The 14,866-nt window shown below is 42.4% G+C and carries 15 protein-coding genes; 10 read left to right on the top strand and 5 right to left on the bottom strand.

Annotation, left to right across the window (positions count from 1 at the left end):
- Nucleotides 1–57 precede the first annotated feature (57 nt).
- Complete coding sequence (locus NG55_RS19660) at nucleotides 58–453, bottom strand: hypothetical protein (protein WP_016540787.1); 396 nt, start codon at nucleotides 451–453, stop codon at nucleotides 58–60.
- Nucleotides 454–603: 150 nt separating this feature from the next.
- Here NG55_RS19660 and NG55_RS19665 point away from each other — a divergent pair, with 150 nt between their 5' ends.
- Nucleotides 604–1,002 carry an MAPEG family protein gene (locus tag NG55_RS19665; protein WP_065344197.1) on the top strand — a complete coding sequence of 133 codons (399 nt, stop codon included), beginning with the start codon at nucleotides 604–606 and terminating at the stop codon, nucleotides 1,000–1,002.
- A gap of 115 nt (nucleotides 1,003–1,117) precedes the next feature.
- Nucleotides 1,118–1,645: an inorganic diphosphatase gene (ppa, locus tag NG55_RS19670; protein WP_004656389.1), complete on the top strand. Its 528-nt coding sequence runs from the start codon at nucleotides 1,118–1,120 to the stop codon at nucleotides 1,643–1,645.
- 99 nt (nucleotides 1,646–1,744) lie between these two features.
- Here ppa and NG55_RS19675 read toward each other — a convergent pair whose 3' ends face one another.
- Nucleotides 1,745–3,019: an OprD family outer membrane porin gene (locus NG55_RS19675; protein WP_065344198.1), complete on the bottom strand. Its 1,275-nt coding sequence runs from the start codon at nucleotides 3,017–3,019 to the stop codon at nucleotides 1,745–1,747.
- 740 nt (nucleotides 3,020–3,759) lie between these two features.
- Here NG55_RS19675 and NG55_RS19680 point away from each other — a divergent pair.
- Nucleotides 3,760–4,533, top strand: a complete 774-nt coding sequence (locus tag NG55_RS19680) for a TorF family putative porin (RefSeq protein WP_016540789.1) — start codon at nucleotides 3,760–3,762, stop codon at nucleotides 4,531–4,533.
- A gap of 104 nt (nucleotides 4,534–4,637) precedes the next feature.
- Here NG55_RS19680 and NG55_RS19685 read toward each other — a convergent pair whose 3' ends face one another.
- Entirely contained in the window at nucleotides 4,638–5,402 is a 765-nt protein-coding gene (locus NG55_RS19685) for a sulfite exporter TauE/SafE family protein (protein WP_016540790.1), read from the bottom strand.
- A 398-nt stretch (nucleotides 5,403–5,800) separates the two neighbouring features.
- Here NG55_RS19685 and NG55_RS19690 point away from each other — a divergent pair, with 398 nt between their 5' ends.
- Nucleotides 5,801–6,589 (top strand): TorF family putative porin, encoded by a 789-nt coding sequence (locus tag NG55_RS19690; RefSeq protein ID WP_016540792.1) that lies wholly within the window; start codon nucleotides 5,801–5,803, stop codon nucleotides 6,587–6,589.
- 40 nt (nucleotides 6,590–6,629) lie between these two features.
- On the opposite strand, the gene NG55_RS19695 is transcribed toward NG55_RS19690, so the two are convergent.
- Nucleotides 6,630–8,117 carry a YifB family Mg chelatase-like AAA ATPase gene (locus NG55_RS19695; RefSeq protein WP_065344222.1) on the bottom strand — a complete coding sequence of 496 codons (1,488 nt, stop codon included), beginning with the start codon at nucleotides 8,115–8,117 and terminating at the stop codon, nucleotides 6,630–6,632.
- A gap of 69 nt (nucleotides 8,118–8,186) precedes the next feature.
- Nucleotides 8,187–8,414 (bottom strand): accessory factor UbiK family protein, encoded by a 228-nt coding sequence (locus tag NG55_RS19700; RefSeq protein ID WP_065344199.1) that lies wholly within the window; start codon nucleotides 8,412–8,414, stop codon nucleotides 8,187–8,189.
- 275 nt (nucleotides 8,415–8,689) lie between these two features.
- Between NG55_RS19700 and glnK the strand changes: the two genes are divergently transcribed.
- From glnK to NG55_RS19730, 6 genes are all read left to right on the top strand, one after another.
- Nucleotides 8,690–9,028 carry a P-II family nitrogen regulator gene (glnK, locus tag NG55_RS19705; protein ID WP_004656379.1) on the top strand — a complete coding sequence of 113 codons (339 nt, stop codon included), beginning with the start codon at nucleotides 8,690–8,692 and terminating at the stop codon, nucleotides 9,026–9,028.
- A gap of 67 nt (nucleotides 9,029–9,095) precedes the next feature.
- Nucleotides 9,096–10,505 carry an ammonium transporter gene (locus NG55_RS19710; protein WP_065344200.1) on the top strand — a complete coding sequence of 470 codons (1,410 nt, stop codon included), beginning with the start codon at nucleotides 9,096–9,098 and terminating at the stop codon, nucleotides 10,503–10,505.
- 125 nt (nucleotides 10,506–10,630) lie between these two features.
- Nucleotides 10,631–11,095, top strand: coding sequence for a transcriptional regulator NrdR (gene nrdR, locus NG55_RS19715; protein WP_004656377.1), 465 nt, complete (start codon nucleotides 10,631–10,633; stop codon nucleotides 11,093–11,095).
- 12 nt (nucleotides 11,096–11,107) lie between these two features.
- Nucleotides 11,108–12,208: a bifunctional diaminohydroxyphosphoribosylaminopyrimidine deaminase/5-amino-6-(5-phosphoribosylamino)uracil reductase RibD gene (gene ribD / locus NG55_RS19720; RefSeq protein ID WP_065344201.1), complete on the top strand. Its 1,101-nt coding sequence runs from the start codon at nucleotides 11,108–11,110 to the stop codon at nucleotides 12,206–12,208.
- Nucleotides 12,205–13,497 (top strand): DNA adenine methylase, encoded by a 1,293-nt coding sequence (locus tag NG55_RS19725; RefSeq protein WP_004656375.1) that lies wholly within the window; start codon nucleotides 12,205–12,207, stop codon nucleotides 13,495–13,497. Before ribD ends, NG55_RS19725 begins: the two co-directional genes overlap by 4 nt.
- A gap of 398 nt (nucleotides 13,498–13,895) precedes the next feature.
- Nucleotides 13,896–14,735, top strand: a complete 840-nt coding sequence (locus tag NG55_RS19730; RefSeq protein ID WP_016540797.1) for an MIP/aquaporin family protein — start codon at nucleotides 13,896–13,898, stop codon at nucleotides 14,733–14,735.
- Nucleotides 14,736–14,866: the final 131 nt, after the last annotated feature.

Here is a 14,866-nt window from a genome sequence, read left to right on the forward strand (position 1 = left end):
TTTAAAAAAGGGAGGTACTGGAAAAGCGCCGCAATTGCGGCGCTTTTTTATTTGGATTTATTTAGTACTATTATTTGATTTCATTAACCAACGGTCGATATAAGGACGTCCGATTCCAACAATGCCGACAAATACCACCATAGTTGCCAATTGAAAGCGTAAACGGGTTGGGTCAATGCCATTAAAGCTAAAATAATTATCGGCAACAGCATATAGCACAATCACTGCGAGCCAGTGCCAGAGTGTTAAGCGATAAATACCAACAGCATAAAAGGCCACTGTTAGAATCACAAATGTCCCCAGAGTTGACTGCCAATTCAGATTGGCACAAATCACACTGAGTAAAAATGCCATGATTGGGAGCACGACTTTCAAGACACGATCAACCAAAAGCTGATGTTGTCGTTGCTGTGCCAAAACATCAAACATTTCTTTTTGATCTTGCTGTTGCATAGTTTGACCTTAAAACTGTATGAAAAAACACAACTTTTACACAAAAACGCGGTGTAAAAGAAACGCTTGTAGAACAAGCATAAATGAAAGTTCAATAAATTATAGATTATGATAGCATGATCAGAAGAACTTCAAATGATGGATCTCAGCATGCAAGGTATTAGCGGCATTATATTGATGATTATAGTCGCATGTTTGTTGCCGTATGTGTTTACCTTGATTGCGAAATCAAAAGGTGGTTTTCAAGCAAAAGATAATCAAAATCCGCGTGAGTTTTTAGCCAAAACCACGGGCTTGTCGGCACGTGCCAATGCAGTACAGCAAAACAGTTTTGAAAGCCTGCCTTTGTTTATCGCTGCAATCCTGATGGCTGAATATATGGTGGTACCAGAACGCTTTATTCTGACCCTCGGCTGGGCCTATATTGTATTTCGTGTGATTTATGGGCTCTGTTATTTAGCCAATCTTGCGACATTACGTTCCATCATCTGGTTTTTCTCTCTGCTTTGTCCAATTTTACTGTTCGTGATTACCATCAAAATGACCTAATACTACTGGCTATAAAATTCTCCAGCTGTATATATATCTAGCATCATTTTCATTGTATTCACGTTATAATCTGTCCGATTTACATCTGACTTCACAATATTAAACGAGTGTTGATATGAGCTATAGCAATATTCCTGCGGGTAAAGACGCACCAAACGACATCTATGTCATCATTGAAATTCCTGCAAATGCAGCACCAATCAAATATGAAATCGATAAAGATTCAGATGCGTTATTTGTAGACCGTTTCATGGGTACAGCAATGTTCTACCCAGCAAACTACGGTTATGTACCAAATACATTGTCTGAAGATGGTGACCCATTAGACGTACTTGTTGTAACTCCACACCCTGTTGCTGCTGGTTCTGTGATTCGTTGCCGCCCAGTCGGTAAATTGAAAATGGAAGATGATGGTGGTATTGATGCGAAACTTATCGCTGTTCCACACGAAAAATTATCTCCACTGTATAAAGATGTTCAAGAATATACGGATCTTCCACCGTTATTGATCAGCCAAGTTGAGCATTTCTTTGCTCACTACAAAGATTTAGAGCCTGGTAAATGGGTAAAAATCAGTGGCTGGGAAGGTGCGGATGTTGCGAAAGCAGAAGTACTTAAAGCGATTGAAGCGGCTAAAAAGTAATTTTAGTCGGTGTGATCAGTTCCTATTCATTTAGTAGCTGATCATAAAAAAACTCCATTCATTCGAATGGAGTTTTTTTATTGCTTGATCAACTGTGAATTAGAATAATTTCACAGGAATATCAAGCCAGATACGCCATTCGTTGGTGTCACCAATGTAGGCATTTGTTTGATATTCATCGCTTGCACGGTAGTAAGAATGACGTAAACGTAAGCTTGCGTCTTTAGCAAAACCAGATTGAACGGTGTATTTCACTTGGTTAAAGAATTCACGTTCTTTGGCATTGTCAGTCAAGTTCTTAACTTTGATGTCCCAACCGTAAACATACGCAGTGGTCCAGCTTAAACCTGGAACGCCATAGCTACCAAAATCGACGTTATATTGAAGCTGTGCAGATTTTTCACTGTTACCAATGAAGTCAGACAGGTAAGAGTTTGGCAAATAGATACTTTGTGCACCATCAGCATTCTCACCATAGTCATAACCGGTATTGCCATTGTTTTGTTGGTAAGCCAACATCACGCTGTGCGGACCTGTGTTATACGTTGTAGAAAGCGCCCAAATGGTATTTTTACGATTAGACAAATCATCAGTTGTACTTGAATACGTACTGCCTTTTTCATCCCACTTGGTGTGATATGCGCTTAAGTCATAAGTCAAACCACTGTTTTTATCTAATGGCTGCTTATAGTTCACATTGATATAATGACGATCCAACTTATCTTTGCTGTCTAAGCCAAAGTAAGCGGCATTTAAGTTGTCATCAAATTTGTATTTTGCGCCCCAAACCACAGCACGATCTAGACGACGGCCATCGGTATTGATCTGATCTGAGTATTGGTCTTTGGTGAATTTACCCGCAGTTAACTCTAAACCATCAATTTCACGGCTAGTTGCCAAAACACCTTCAAAGTATTCAGGAACCAAACGTGTGGTATTGCTGGCTAAGACAGGGATGTCTAAAACTTGAGTACCGTAGGTCACGGTTGTATTAGAAATACGTGCTTTTACAAAACCGCCACCACGTGCCCAGTGATCATAAGCTGAGCCGTCTGGATGCTTCGGAATCATACCGTTGCCAGAGTTGTTGTTTGAGCCTAATTTAAAAGAGCCATCACCGATAACACCTGCACCAAAGCCAACTAAACCTTGAGTAAAACCAGTTTCCAGTTTCACCATTGCCGTCTGAGCATATGAGCTTGTGTCTTCGACACCATTCTTTTTGTCACGATTTAAATAACCAGTACGGAATAAAATATCCCCTTTGGCATCTTCAACAAGTCCTTTTGCTTCGCTTTGTTCGCTTGCATATGTTGAGGTAATTAACGCGGCATTAATCAAAACCGCTAAAGTAAGTTTATTTGCCTTTGGCATAGCTCGCCTCATTAAAAAAATTAAATTTGGGATAAGACCGAAATTTTGACCAATTGTATAAGTTATGCGTAAAAAAGATAGATTTTTATTAAAATAATTTAATTATTATTAAATAAAATACTTATATAATTTTATGATTTGTTTCTCGTTTAAAAAGTCACCAAAATAAATTTAAATATATGTTTTTAATGATTAATTTGTTTTATTTTGGTTGCAAACTAAACTGTTTATTTTTTGATTTATTTTTATGAAAATATGTGATTTATTGCTGTATTTTTTCTTTTTATTGAAAGAGTTATTTTTCCTTTGTTTAAAAAACAATCGAGTCGATTTGCAAAAAATGACATCCCGACGAATGACAGTGACTGACCAATCCAATAGTTACAGCGCTTCAGGCTGATTTAAGTTTTTTGTTCATGCACCTTTATAGAACATTGCTGCTTTTTACGGCATAACGCCGATCTTTTAAGCATTTCGAATGATTTTGTTTTTATGAACATGCCTCTTTTTTGTGCAAAAAATATGCTTAAAATTTCTGTTGCCTTGAAATCGCTCAAAAAATAAAAAGATTTCCTGACAAAGCGCAATTCGGAGGCATTGATATTGTTGTATCGGCACTTTTATGGAACGGAATCGAGATTTGACGTACTTTTTCTAAAGTTGGCACAGCAATTGCTAATTACTTTGCGATGCAATTTAAAACATAAATCAGTCGAATATCCATCATGGGGGAGATCAATATGATGAAATTTGCATGTAAAGCGATCGCGTTGAGTATTTGTGCAGTGACTTCGACTTTTGCTATGGCGGAAGAAACAAATACATTATCTCAATACGGCCTTAGCTTTTCTGGAACCGCTGCGTTAACGACAGATTATCGTTATCGTGGTATTACTCAAACTGAGGGTGATCCTGCAGTGCAAGGTGGTTTTGCATTGACACATTCATCTGGTTTATATGCGGGCGTATGGGCTTCAAATGTACATTTCAGTGCGGATAACCCAACTCATTTAGAGCTTGACCCTTATGTCGGTTATGCAACTGAACTTCCTTTTGCCAGTAAACCAACTTTAGATGTAGGTTTATGGTACTACGGTTATCCAAGTTCATCAGATTCTAACTGGTTAGAGCTCTATGCAAAATTAGGCTTTAAAAATGTCTTGGCATCTGGTGATAGTCTATTGGGGAGTTTGAACTATACCAATGATTTTGCTGGTTTGGATGAGAATGGTTGGTATGTCAACGCGACTTATAATATTCCTTTTGCAGATACAGGATTTGGTGGTGTTGCGAGTGTAGGTTATACCAAAGTGGATAACTACGACTTTAGCGATACAGATGGTGAAGATGACAACTATGTTGATTGGAAAGTTGGTGTGACTTATAGCGTCAAATCAGTATCGGGTTTAACCGCTGAGCTTGCTGCGGTCGGCACTAATATTGATGCAGATTTCCAACCGTATAAACGTGGTACAGAGACTGGCGCAGTATTTACCTTAACCAAAGCTTTCTAAGTTTCGGTTTGTTAAAGCGTCATAAAAGGCCAGCCACCATGCTGGCTTTTTTATTTTATACGTTTGGTGATTGACTCGTTCTGGTTCTGTACTTTATGACCGATTTAAAAGAGAGAGAATCCCATTCTTAAAATGAGAAAAACGAGCAGGATCAGAAAAAACCATCGGATAAATTGGCTACCATAACGCAATGCCAGAAAAACACCCGCGAAGGAACCCAGCACATTGCACAAGGCAACGATTAAACCGATTTGCCAGAGCACATGACCTGTGGGAATAAAAAATAAGAGTGCTGAACTAAAGGTGCCAATATTCACGATTTTGGCCGATGCCGAGGCATTGAGAAAATCAAAGCCGAAAACCTTTACAAACAGAAAAAGCAGGAAGCTACCGCTACCTGGCCCAAAAACACCATCATAGAATCCAATCAACCCGCCAAAAAAGATGCCCAGAGAGATTTCTTTATGCCCGCATTTCACATAGCTACTGCGCGCTCCTAAGTCTTTCTTTAAAAAAGTATAAATGGCCATCAGAATGAGTAAACAGAAAACCACATAGCTCATGAGCTGCTTTGGAACATGGGCCGTTGTCATTGCACCCGCAAATGCACATATAAATGCTGCAAGCATGGTGGGAATCAGCAGCTTCCAGACAAAATTAATTTTATGTACATATCTAAAAAATGAGGCGGTGGTTCCAGCCCAAACTGCTAATTTATTGGTGCCAAAAACGGTTGCGATATTGTGTTGAGGCAAGGCATGTAACAGCGCCGGAATTTGGACTAAACCGCCACCACCTACTGCGGCATCGATCAGACCTCCACAGAAGGCAAAGAGTCCTAAAATAAATAGGGCGGTTTGATCAATCATAAAAATCAGCCAGTCTGAGGAAAAAAATGATGTTGTTGTATGTACTTTATTCAGTGTTTTAAATCAGAATCTAACCGAATGATTAAAACATCGCTTGCTTAGTTTTGTTGTTTTTTTATGCAGATTGATAATAAAGGTTTGAATGCATGAAAGTTCTTTGCTCGGCTAAAACAGTGCTTTTTGTGCGCTATGTCGAGCATCAATAGCCCATTTTGGTTGCAAGATTTACAGTTCAAATGTCGTTATAAACTCAAAGCTTCACTTTGTATTTTCTTATTCATTGATTTTATTGCTATTTATTTATTGTTTGAGCTTGGCACAGCATTTGCTAAATAGCTGGTGATGCAATTTAAAGCTTAGAAATCAATTGAGTATCTAAAATATAGGGGGAGACCAATATGATGAAATTTGCATGTAAGGCTGCGGTACTGGGAATGCTGACCACAGCATCAACATTAAGTTTGGCTGAGGAGAGCAAACTCCCTTTTCCAGGCACTGTGACGGGGAATGTCAATGTGGTATCAAGCTACAATTTACGTGGGATGACCAACTCACCAGAAAGTGATACACCCGCAGTTCAAGGTGGACTGGATTATAGTCATGACAGTGGATTTTATTTGGGTTATTGGTTTTCAACTTTAACCGCCGCCTATGCTGATTTTAATACTTCGCCCACTGATGTGAAGGAAGAGAAAAAATCCTTCGAAAACGATTTTTACGCGGGCTATAAAGGCAAAATTACCGAAGATCTTGGCTATCAAATTGGGGGAACGATTTATTACTATTATCCAGGTTGGGAATCGACAGGTTATGAAACTATCTTGGGTTTGAGCTATAAAGATTTTAGTATTACCGCACAGACTTTATTAAATAACGTCACCTTCGGAAATAAGGGCGATACCTATTTCTTGGCGACCTATGCGCCAAAACTGGCAGGGGGCTTTACTGCTAAAGCGCAAGTTGCAGCCTATTATTATGGCGACGACGATGAATATCTGGCTTACCAAGCCAAAGCTGGCGATGTGACCAAAACCGATTTTGCCTTCCGTCATGCAACGCTAGGTTTATCGCACCCATTGGGCAATACTGGCGCAACGTGGAGTCTGGATTATATTTTTGGCGGCTATACTCGTGATGAAACCAAACAAAAGAATAAAGTGGTGTTAGCTTTAGGTTATGCTTTCTAACTGGGCCTGAGCCATAAAAAAGCGACCTCAAGGTCGCTTTTTAGCTTTGCTGACTGCGATAGGACAAGGCTTCAGTGATATGACTGCTACTGATGAGTTCACTTTCAGCTAAATCTGCAATGGTTCGAGCCACTCTTAATACCCGATGATAGGCACGAGCAGAAAGGTTGAGCCGCTGTTGTGCCATTTCAATAATTTTGGTCGAGCTGTCATCTAATAAGGCATGCTGTTCCAATAATTTGGGAGAGAGCGCCTGATTTAAACAATCTTGTCTTTGGATCTGTTTTTCATATGCATGGATGACACGTTGTCGAACTGTGTCGGAGTTTTCGGTTGGGCTTCGATCCTGTAATTCTTGTGCCTGTAAGGGTGGTACATCAATGTGCAAATCAATACGGTCTAATAAAGGTCCTGAAATTCGGTTTTGATAACGTTGAATGCTGTCTGGCGAACATTGGCAACGGCTATCCTGATTAAAGGCATAACCACATGGGCAGGGATTCATCGCTGCAATAAATTGAAAATTTGCAGGAAAAGTCATCTGTCGTGCCGCACGTGAAATCACGATTTCTTTGGATTCCAGTGGTTGGCGCAGTACCTCAAGCACCTTGCGATCAAATTCGGGTAATTCATCCAAAAATAGCACCCCTAAATGCGCTAAGGTGATTTCGCCAGGTTTGGGTTGAGAACCACCACCCACCAAAGCGATTGCGGAGGCAGTATGGTGCGGGGCGCGGAAAGGTCGCTGTCCAAAAGTATGCGGTGCGTTGGCAACTGAGTAGATACTGGCGACTTCAAGATTCTCACGTGCATTGAGCGGAGGCAAAATAGAGGGCAGTCGTGAAGCTAACAGGGTCTTTCCAGTCCCCGGTGGCCCTTTAAATAATAAAGAGTGTCCGCCTGCGGCAGCAATTTCCAAAGCACGCCGCGGGCGGAGCTGTCCTTTTACATCGGCAAGATCAAATTGATAAGAGGAGGCGGCTGCAGTTGTTCTTTGTGGTGCAGCTTGAATCTGGGAATTGCCCGAAAAATGTGCACAAACTGCTTGTAGATGATCGGCAGCATAGACTTCAAATTCTGGCAGTTGATTGGCTTCATCCAAATTTGCAGTTGGCAGTAATAAGTGATGTTGTGCCTGTTGGCAGGCCATCGCAATGGTTAAGGCTCCTGAAATGGGACGCAAGTGTCCATCCAGTGCCAGTTCACCAATAAATTCAAAACCTTCGGTGCTATTTTCGGCTAATTGACCTGATGCAATCAGAATACCGAGTGCAATCGGTAAGTCGAGTCTGGAACCATCTTTAGGTAAATCCGCAGGCGCTAAATTAATGGTTAAGCGCTTGGTTGGAAACTGAAAACCGCTATTAATGATGGCTGAACGGACACGATCTTTACTTTCGCGGACTGCCGCTTCGGGTAAACCGACAATTGTGAGTGAAGGCAAACCTGAACTGATGTGGACTTCAACTTCGATTTGCGGGGCATGTAGCCCCAATAAGCCTCGTGTATAAATCTTGGCAAAAGACATCTTATTATTGTTCCATTGTGGTGCTTTATTTTTAATCATTTTTCGGTGCTGATTGCACCGAATTGGTGCTTATTTTTTGTTCTGAACGATTTCTTCTAAAATTTTCATTTGCTGTTGCAGTTCAGAGAGGCGCTGATTGGCTGTATTCAGTGCAATTCTTTGACGGTCGAGTTCTTGTTTAGAGACAAGGTCTAGTTTTTCGATACTTTCATTCAATAAGGCACGTAAGTTTTTTTCTAAATCTTTTTTAGGTTGATCAACTTGCTGCAAAATTGCCTGTAAAAGAGTCTCAATCATAAAGTGCTCAATAGGTTATGTATATTTGCTGCCCAGTGTATCACTGCTGCAAGCAATCCTCTAGCACAGTTCGGGACAGAAGGATGAGTGACTCTCTGATTTCATTCAATATCGCGAAATGAAACTTATTTTCGATGCACTATCTACATCTTGCAGGCTAAATAGGTTATAAAGAAAGCTTGTGCTCAATATTTAAAAACCCCCAACCTTTAAATATTGGCATGAAAATTGAACATAAAACCTTACTGGTGAAAATAAGCCGAAGGAAAACAAACATGAAGCTTGTAACTGCAATTGTAAAACCATTCAAATTGGATGATGTGCGTGAAGCACTCTCTGAAATTGGTGTTCAAGGGATTACCGTAACCGAAGTCAAAGGTTTCGGACGTCAAAAAGGGCATACAGAACTGTATCGTGGTGCAGAGTATGTGGTTGATTTCTTACCGAAAGTGAAGATTGAGATTGCAATTAGTGATGAAATGGTTGATGCCGTCATTGAATCGATTACTCGTGTCGCAAGCACAGGCAAAATTGGTGATGGAAAAATCTTTGTCACGAATTTAGAGCAAGTGATCCGTATTCGTACGGGTGAAACTGGGCCAGATGCTGTCTAAATTGGCACAAACTTTGCTGAGTTAGAAATAAGAGATATAGCTCACAAAATAAGGTTGGGGGACACGAATGAAAAAAATGCTTATGGCGCTCAGTCTATCTGGCGCACTCTTAGGTGGTTCAGCGGTGGTTTGGGCAGAAGATGCTGCATCAACCCCGGCAACTGAACAAACTGTAGCTGTAGTTGCAGATACAGGTGCTGCGACAACGGAAGTTGTTGCCGTTGAAGCACCTGCTGCTGAAGAGGCTGCTCCAGCCGCTACTGCGACAGTCGATACCGGCGATACAGCTTGGGTTCTTGTTTCAACAGCACTGGTTCTGTTGATGACTATTCCTGGTTTAGCGCTGTTCTATGGGGGTATGGTTCGTAAGAAAAACGTCCTCAGCACCATGATGTTCAGCCTTTCTGCGGCCATCTTGGTTAGTTTAATTTGGGTGATTGTCGGTTACTCATTGGCTTTCTCTGGTACAGGCGCTTATGTCGGCGACTTGAGCAAAGCGCTGCTGAATGGGGTTGCATTTGATGCCTTGAGCGGCACAATTCCTGAAAGTTTATTTGTTGTTTTCCAAATGACCTTTGCCATCATTACTGTTGCGATCATTAGTGGTTCGATTGCTGATCGTATGAAATATTCAGCGTTCATGGCATTTATCGCAGTTTGGGTGATCTTGGTGTATGCACCAATTACTCACTGGGTTTGGGCGGCTGATGGTTGGTTATTCAAAAAGGGCGCATTAGACTTTGCTGGTGGTACCGTTGTGCATATCAACGCAGGTGTTGCAGGTTTGGTTGCCGCTTATATGTTAGGCAAACGTACTGGTCTTGGTCGTGAATCGATGGCACCGCATAACCTGACTTTAACTGTGATCGGTGCGAGCTTGATTTGGGTGGGTTGGTTCGGCTTTAACGGTGGTAGTGCTTTAGGTGCGGGTGCACGTGCAAGTATGGCCATCTTAGTGACTCAAGTTGCTGCTGCCGCTGCTGCATTCTCTTGGTTGATTGTAGAACGTCTAATTCGTGGTAAGGCATCGGTACTTGGTGGTGCTTCAGGTGCAGTCGCTGGTTTGGTTGTAATCACACCTGCAGCTGGTTTCGTTGGTGTTGGCGGTGCCTTAATCATGGGCCTGATCGGTGGTGTGGTCTGTTTCTGGGGGATTACTGCACTGAAACGCCTGCTTAAAGCGGATGATGCCTTGGATGCATTTGGTTTACACGCAGTCGGTGGTATTGTTGGTGCGATTCTAACAGGGATCTTCTATAGCGATGAAATCATCAAAGCAGCGAATGTTACGTTAGATCCGACTTTTGCTGGACAATTGTGGGTACAAATTGAAGGTGTGTTAGCGACAATCGCGTATAGCGCAATTGTGACCTTCATTATCCTGAAAGTAATTGATTTGGTAATTGGTATCCGTGTTAGCGCTGATGATGAGCGTATGGGTCTTGACCTAAGCCAACATGGCGAACGTATCGAATAATTGGCACAACATGCGATTTAGAAAACAGCCCCATCGGGCTGTTTTTTTATGGCTTTAGACGACTGGTTCTGCAATTGCAGAAACTTTGCTACACTTAAGCAAAGAGAGTAAATAATCACGCCACTATGCATTGTCCATTTTGTAACGCCGCTGATAGTAAAGTCATAGACTCGCGTTTGGCTGCCGAAGGCTGTCAGATTCGTCGTCGTCGTGAGTGTGTCATTTGTGGAGAGCGTTTTACCACCTTTGAAAGTTATGATGTGGTGATGCCACGAGTGATTAAATCTGACGGTAAAAATGAGCCGTTTGATGAGGCAAAATTGCGCCGTTCTCTGATGCATGCCTTGCAAAAACGCCCAGTTACGCAAGAACAAATTGAAACTGTACTCAGTGATATTCAATCGCAGATTCGCCGATTGGGCGAACGTGATGTCAAGTCCAGAACCATTGGTGAAATCGTGATGCAGGCTTTATTTGCCTTGGATCATGTTGCCTATGTTCGGTTTGCCTCGGTCTATCAAGATTTCCAAGACGTAGAAGCATTTCGTCACCAGATTGAACAAATGCAACAACGTGAAAACGAAGCTTAAATTAGAGAAACCATGTCTGAACTTACCCAAGATCACTTATCTGAACAACAGTACTGGATGCAACAGGCGATAGCCTTGGCTCGACGAGGGCAGTATTCGACCAAGCCGAATCCGAATGTCGGTTGTGTCCTCGTCAAAGATGGACAATTGATTGGCGAGGGCTACCACCCTAAAGCAGGCCAACCGCATGCCGAAGTCTTTGCTTTACGTCAAGCGGGAGACAATGCTCAGGGTGCAACTGCGTATGTAACCTTGGAACCATGTGCGCATTATGGTCGAACACCCCCTTGTGCCGAGGCATTGGTCAAAGCTCAAGTGAAGAAAGTGGTGGTGGCTTGTTCAGATCCAAATCCTTTGGTGGCAGGTAAAGGCGTCCAGATTTTACAAGCTGCAGGTATAGAGGTTGAAACGGGTGTTTGTGCTGAAACAGCAAAAACGCTCAACATGGGCTTTTTAAAAGCCATGTCAACGGGCCTGCCTTATGTGCGTTTAAAAATTGCCTCTAGCTTGGATGGCCGTACCGCGATGGCATCAGGTGAGTCAAAATGGATTACCGGCACAGCAGCACGCCAAGATGTGCAGCACTGGCGTGCCATCTCAGGCGCAGTCATTACGGGAATTCAAACGGTTTTAGCCGATGATTGTGAATTGAACGTACGTGCATTAGATGGAATTGAACTGAGCACGGTGGTTCAACCTAAGCGTATTGTGCTGGACCGCCAAGGACGACTGCCGTTGAGCGCCAAGATTTTACAAAATCCCGAAACTGTCATGGTGATGACACCATTTCGTCAAGAACTTGCAGATATAGGCGTGATACAATTGCCACCGCAAGCTTTAAATCAATTATTGCAGACCCTAACTCAACAGTACCAAATTTATGATGTATTGGTTGAGGCTGGTGCAACCTTATCGACCGCCTTTTTACAACAAGGTTTGGTTGATGAAATGATTAGTTATGTTGCACCTACTGTACTCGGCCAATCTGCCCGTGCGATGTTCAATGCTGAATTTAGCCAAATGGCAGAGCAACTGCGTTTCGAGTTGGTCGATGTAACCCAACTTGGGCAAGACATTCGCCTAAGATTGCTCCCTATCCAAGAGATGATATGAATCCAGAACCATCGGTTTATCACAAACGTCGTCATGCCGCACGTACGACTGATGAATATCTTTTTCATCAGTTAGTGCCTTATCTGGGCAATAAGCGTCGACTGCTTCATCTGATTTTAGAAGCACTTGAGATTACAGGCACACTGAACAGCAAAAAAAAGAATCCACCGATTTTCGCGGATTTCTTTGCTGGGAGTGGTGTCGTCTCGCGTTTGGCACGTCAGAATGGTTATCGTGTGATTGCCAATGACTGGGAACCGTATAGCCATGCACTCAACCACGCCATTTTGGCTTGTGTCGATGCACCTGCTTTTAAAGAATTGGGTGGCTATCAAAAGGCCATTGATTACCTGAACCGTTTGCCTGAAGTGAAAGGCTGGGTTACGCACAACCTATGTCCGCGTAATGATGATGTTTATGATCCTGCCCGTGACCGTTTATTCTTCAAACGCCGCAACGGCATGCGTATTGATGCAATCCGTCAGCAGATAGCAACATGGCAAGCACAAGGCGCCATCAATGATGTGGAAATGAGTGCGTTATTGGCGCCACTGCTGTATTCCGCAAGCTTTGTCAGCAATACCAGTGGCGTATTTAAAAGCTTTCATCAAGGATGGGGTGGGCGTACCCAAACGGCTTTAGAGCGGATTGAGTCGTTATTGTGGCTGACACCGAGTCGCTTCTGTGAGATTGGTGATCCTAAACGTCCTGCTGCTGAAATGTGGTGTGTGGATGCACAGCATCTCGCCAATCAAATGAGCGGTTTTGAGGTCGATGTGGCCTACCTAGACCCGCCGTATAACCAACATGCGTATAGCAGTAATTATCATGTACTCAATGCACTGACCCTATGGGATCAGGTGGATTTACCTTCACCTGATACCAAAGGCTTTAAGAGCGGGATTGATCGGGCATGGCGTAAAGAGCGACCAAGTCCTTATAACTCGTCAAAATATGCCAAAGAAGCCTATGAGAAGTTATTAGAAACCATTAATGCGCGCTATATTTTGACCAGTTATTCAACCGATGGAAATATTGAGCCGAAAGACTTGCTGACCGCCAATTTAAAGCGTGGCAAAGTGACTTTATTGACTCAAGATGTTCCGCGTTATCGGGTGAGTAAACAGCGTCAATCAGATCGCGCACGAGTGCTTGAGTTCATCGTGATTACCGATACTCATGCCAAGTCTGGTCCGCCATTACGACAGTTACTTGGGCAGTTATATCACTTTGCCGAATTGGGCGGCGTCGATACTACCGGCAACAGTACCCAACTGGCCCTCTGGTAAGCTAAATCAAACGCCACTTTGCAGAACAAGGTGGCGTTTTTGTATCCAGTTTTCGCCTTGTATCGGATAAATAGATGGTGGGAATCGGTTTTTAGGATAACTATTTGTTTTTATAATAAAAATACAGCAAATTTTGACACTTTTAGCTATGCTGTAGCATCTCATTTGCTTGATAAATTTTTGTGTGATAATTTTTAAATCATTATTTTTAACAATATCTTATATTGTTTTTGTTAAGGTTTTTTACTGTCTTAATCCTCTTATTTTAAGTTGATATTATTTTTATCAATCGTTCAAAAAATTACCAAAAAATATTGACCGGTTTTAAAAATAACTATAGTTTGCCGAGCTTAATTTAGGGTCTTGCCTATTTGCAGCGATGACCAAGAGAGGTTGTTATGAGTCGCTCGGAACCCACCTTATTGGGGCAATGCGTAGCTGAATTTTTTGCTACCGCAATTTTTTTATCATTTGGTATTGGTGTGGTGGCTGCACTTAAACTTGCAGGGGCGAGTTTAGGCTTGTGGGAAATCAGCATTGTCTGGGGTTTGGCTGTTGCATTGGCGGTCTATTTATCAGCAGGTATTTCAGGGGCACATCTTAATCCTGCGGTGACTATCGCATTGGCACTTTTTGCTGGCTTTGATAAGCGTAAAGTCCCGTTCTATATCATTGCTCAAGTGGCTGGCGCAGCAACAGGTGCATTGCTGGTATACGGGTTATATAGCAATTTATTTGTGGATTATGAACAGACTCATCACATGGTACGTGGTAGTGTCGAAAGTCTGGAACTGGCAGGAATTTTCTCGACCTATCCACATCATTTGCTCTCGATTGGGCAGGCTTTTATGGTGGAAATGTTTATCACCATGTTGCTACTCTGGTTGATTATGGCGATTGGTGATGATAGCAATGGCTTGCCCCGTGGCGCTTTGGCACCGATCTTGGTGGGCTTGTTAGTGGCCGTGATTGGTGCTTCTTTTGGCCCATTAACGGGCTTTGCCATGAACCCTGCACGTGATTTTGGTCCAAAGATTGTGGCTTATTTCTCGGGTTGGGGGCCTGTTGCATTTACAGGTGGTCGTGATATCCCGTATTTCATTGTTCCGATTATTGCACCGATCGTTGGCGCTTGCTTGGGCGTACTTGGCTATAAACTGTTCTTTAGCCATTTCTTGCTGAATCAAAAAGTCGAAGTCAAAGCGACGGCTGAAAAACAAGTGTCTGAAATGCAATAAAGACCAGATGAATCTTAAAAAGGGCGATCGGTAGATGGCCCTTTTTATTTGCCTGCGTTTGCACTGTACATGCCTTGTTATCTCCAGTTCTTTGCTTTAAGGTATCTTCTTTACAGTGCGCTATACGGCAT

It is taken from the genome of Acinetobacter gyllenbergii, from assembly GCF_001682515.1.
In the GTDB taxonomy this organism is placed as follows: Bacteria; Pseudomonadota; Gammaproteobacteria; order Pseudomonadales; family Moraxellaceae; genus Acinetobacter; species Acinetobacter gyllenbergii.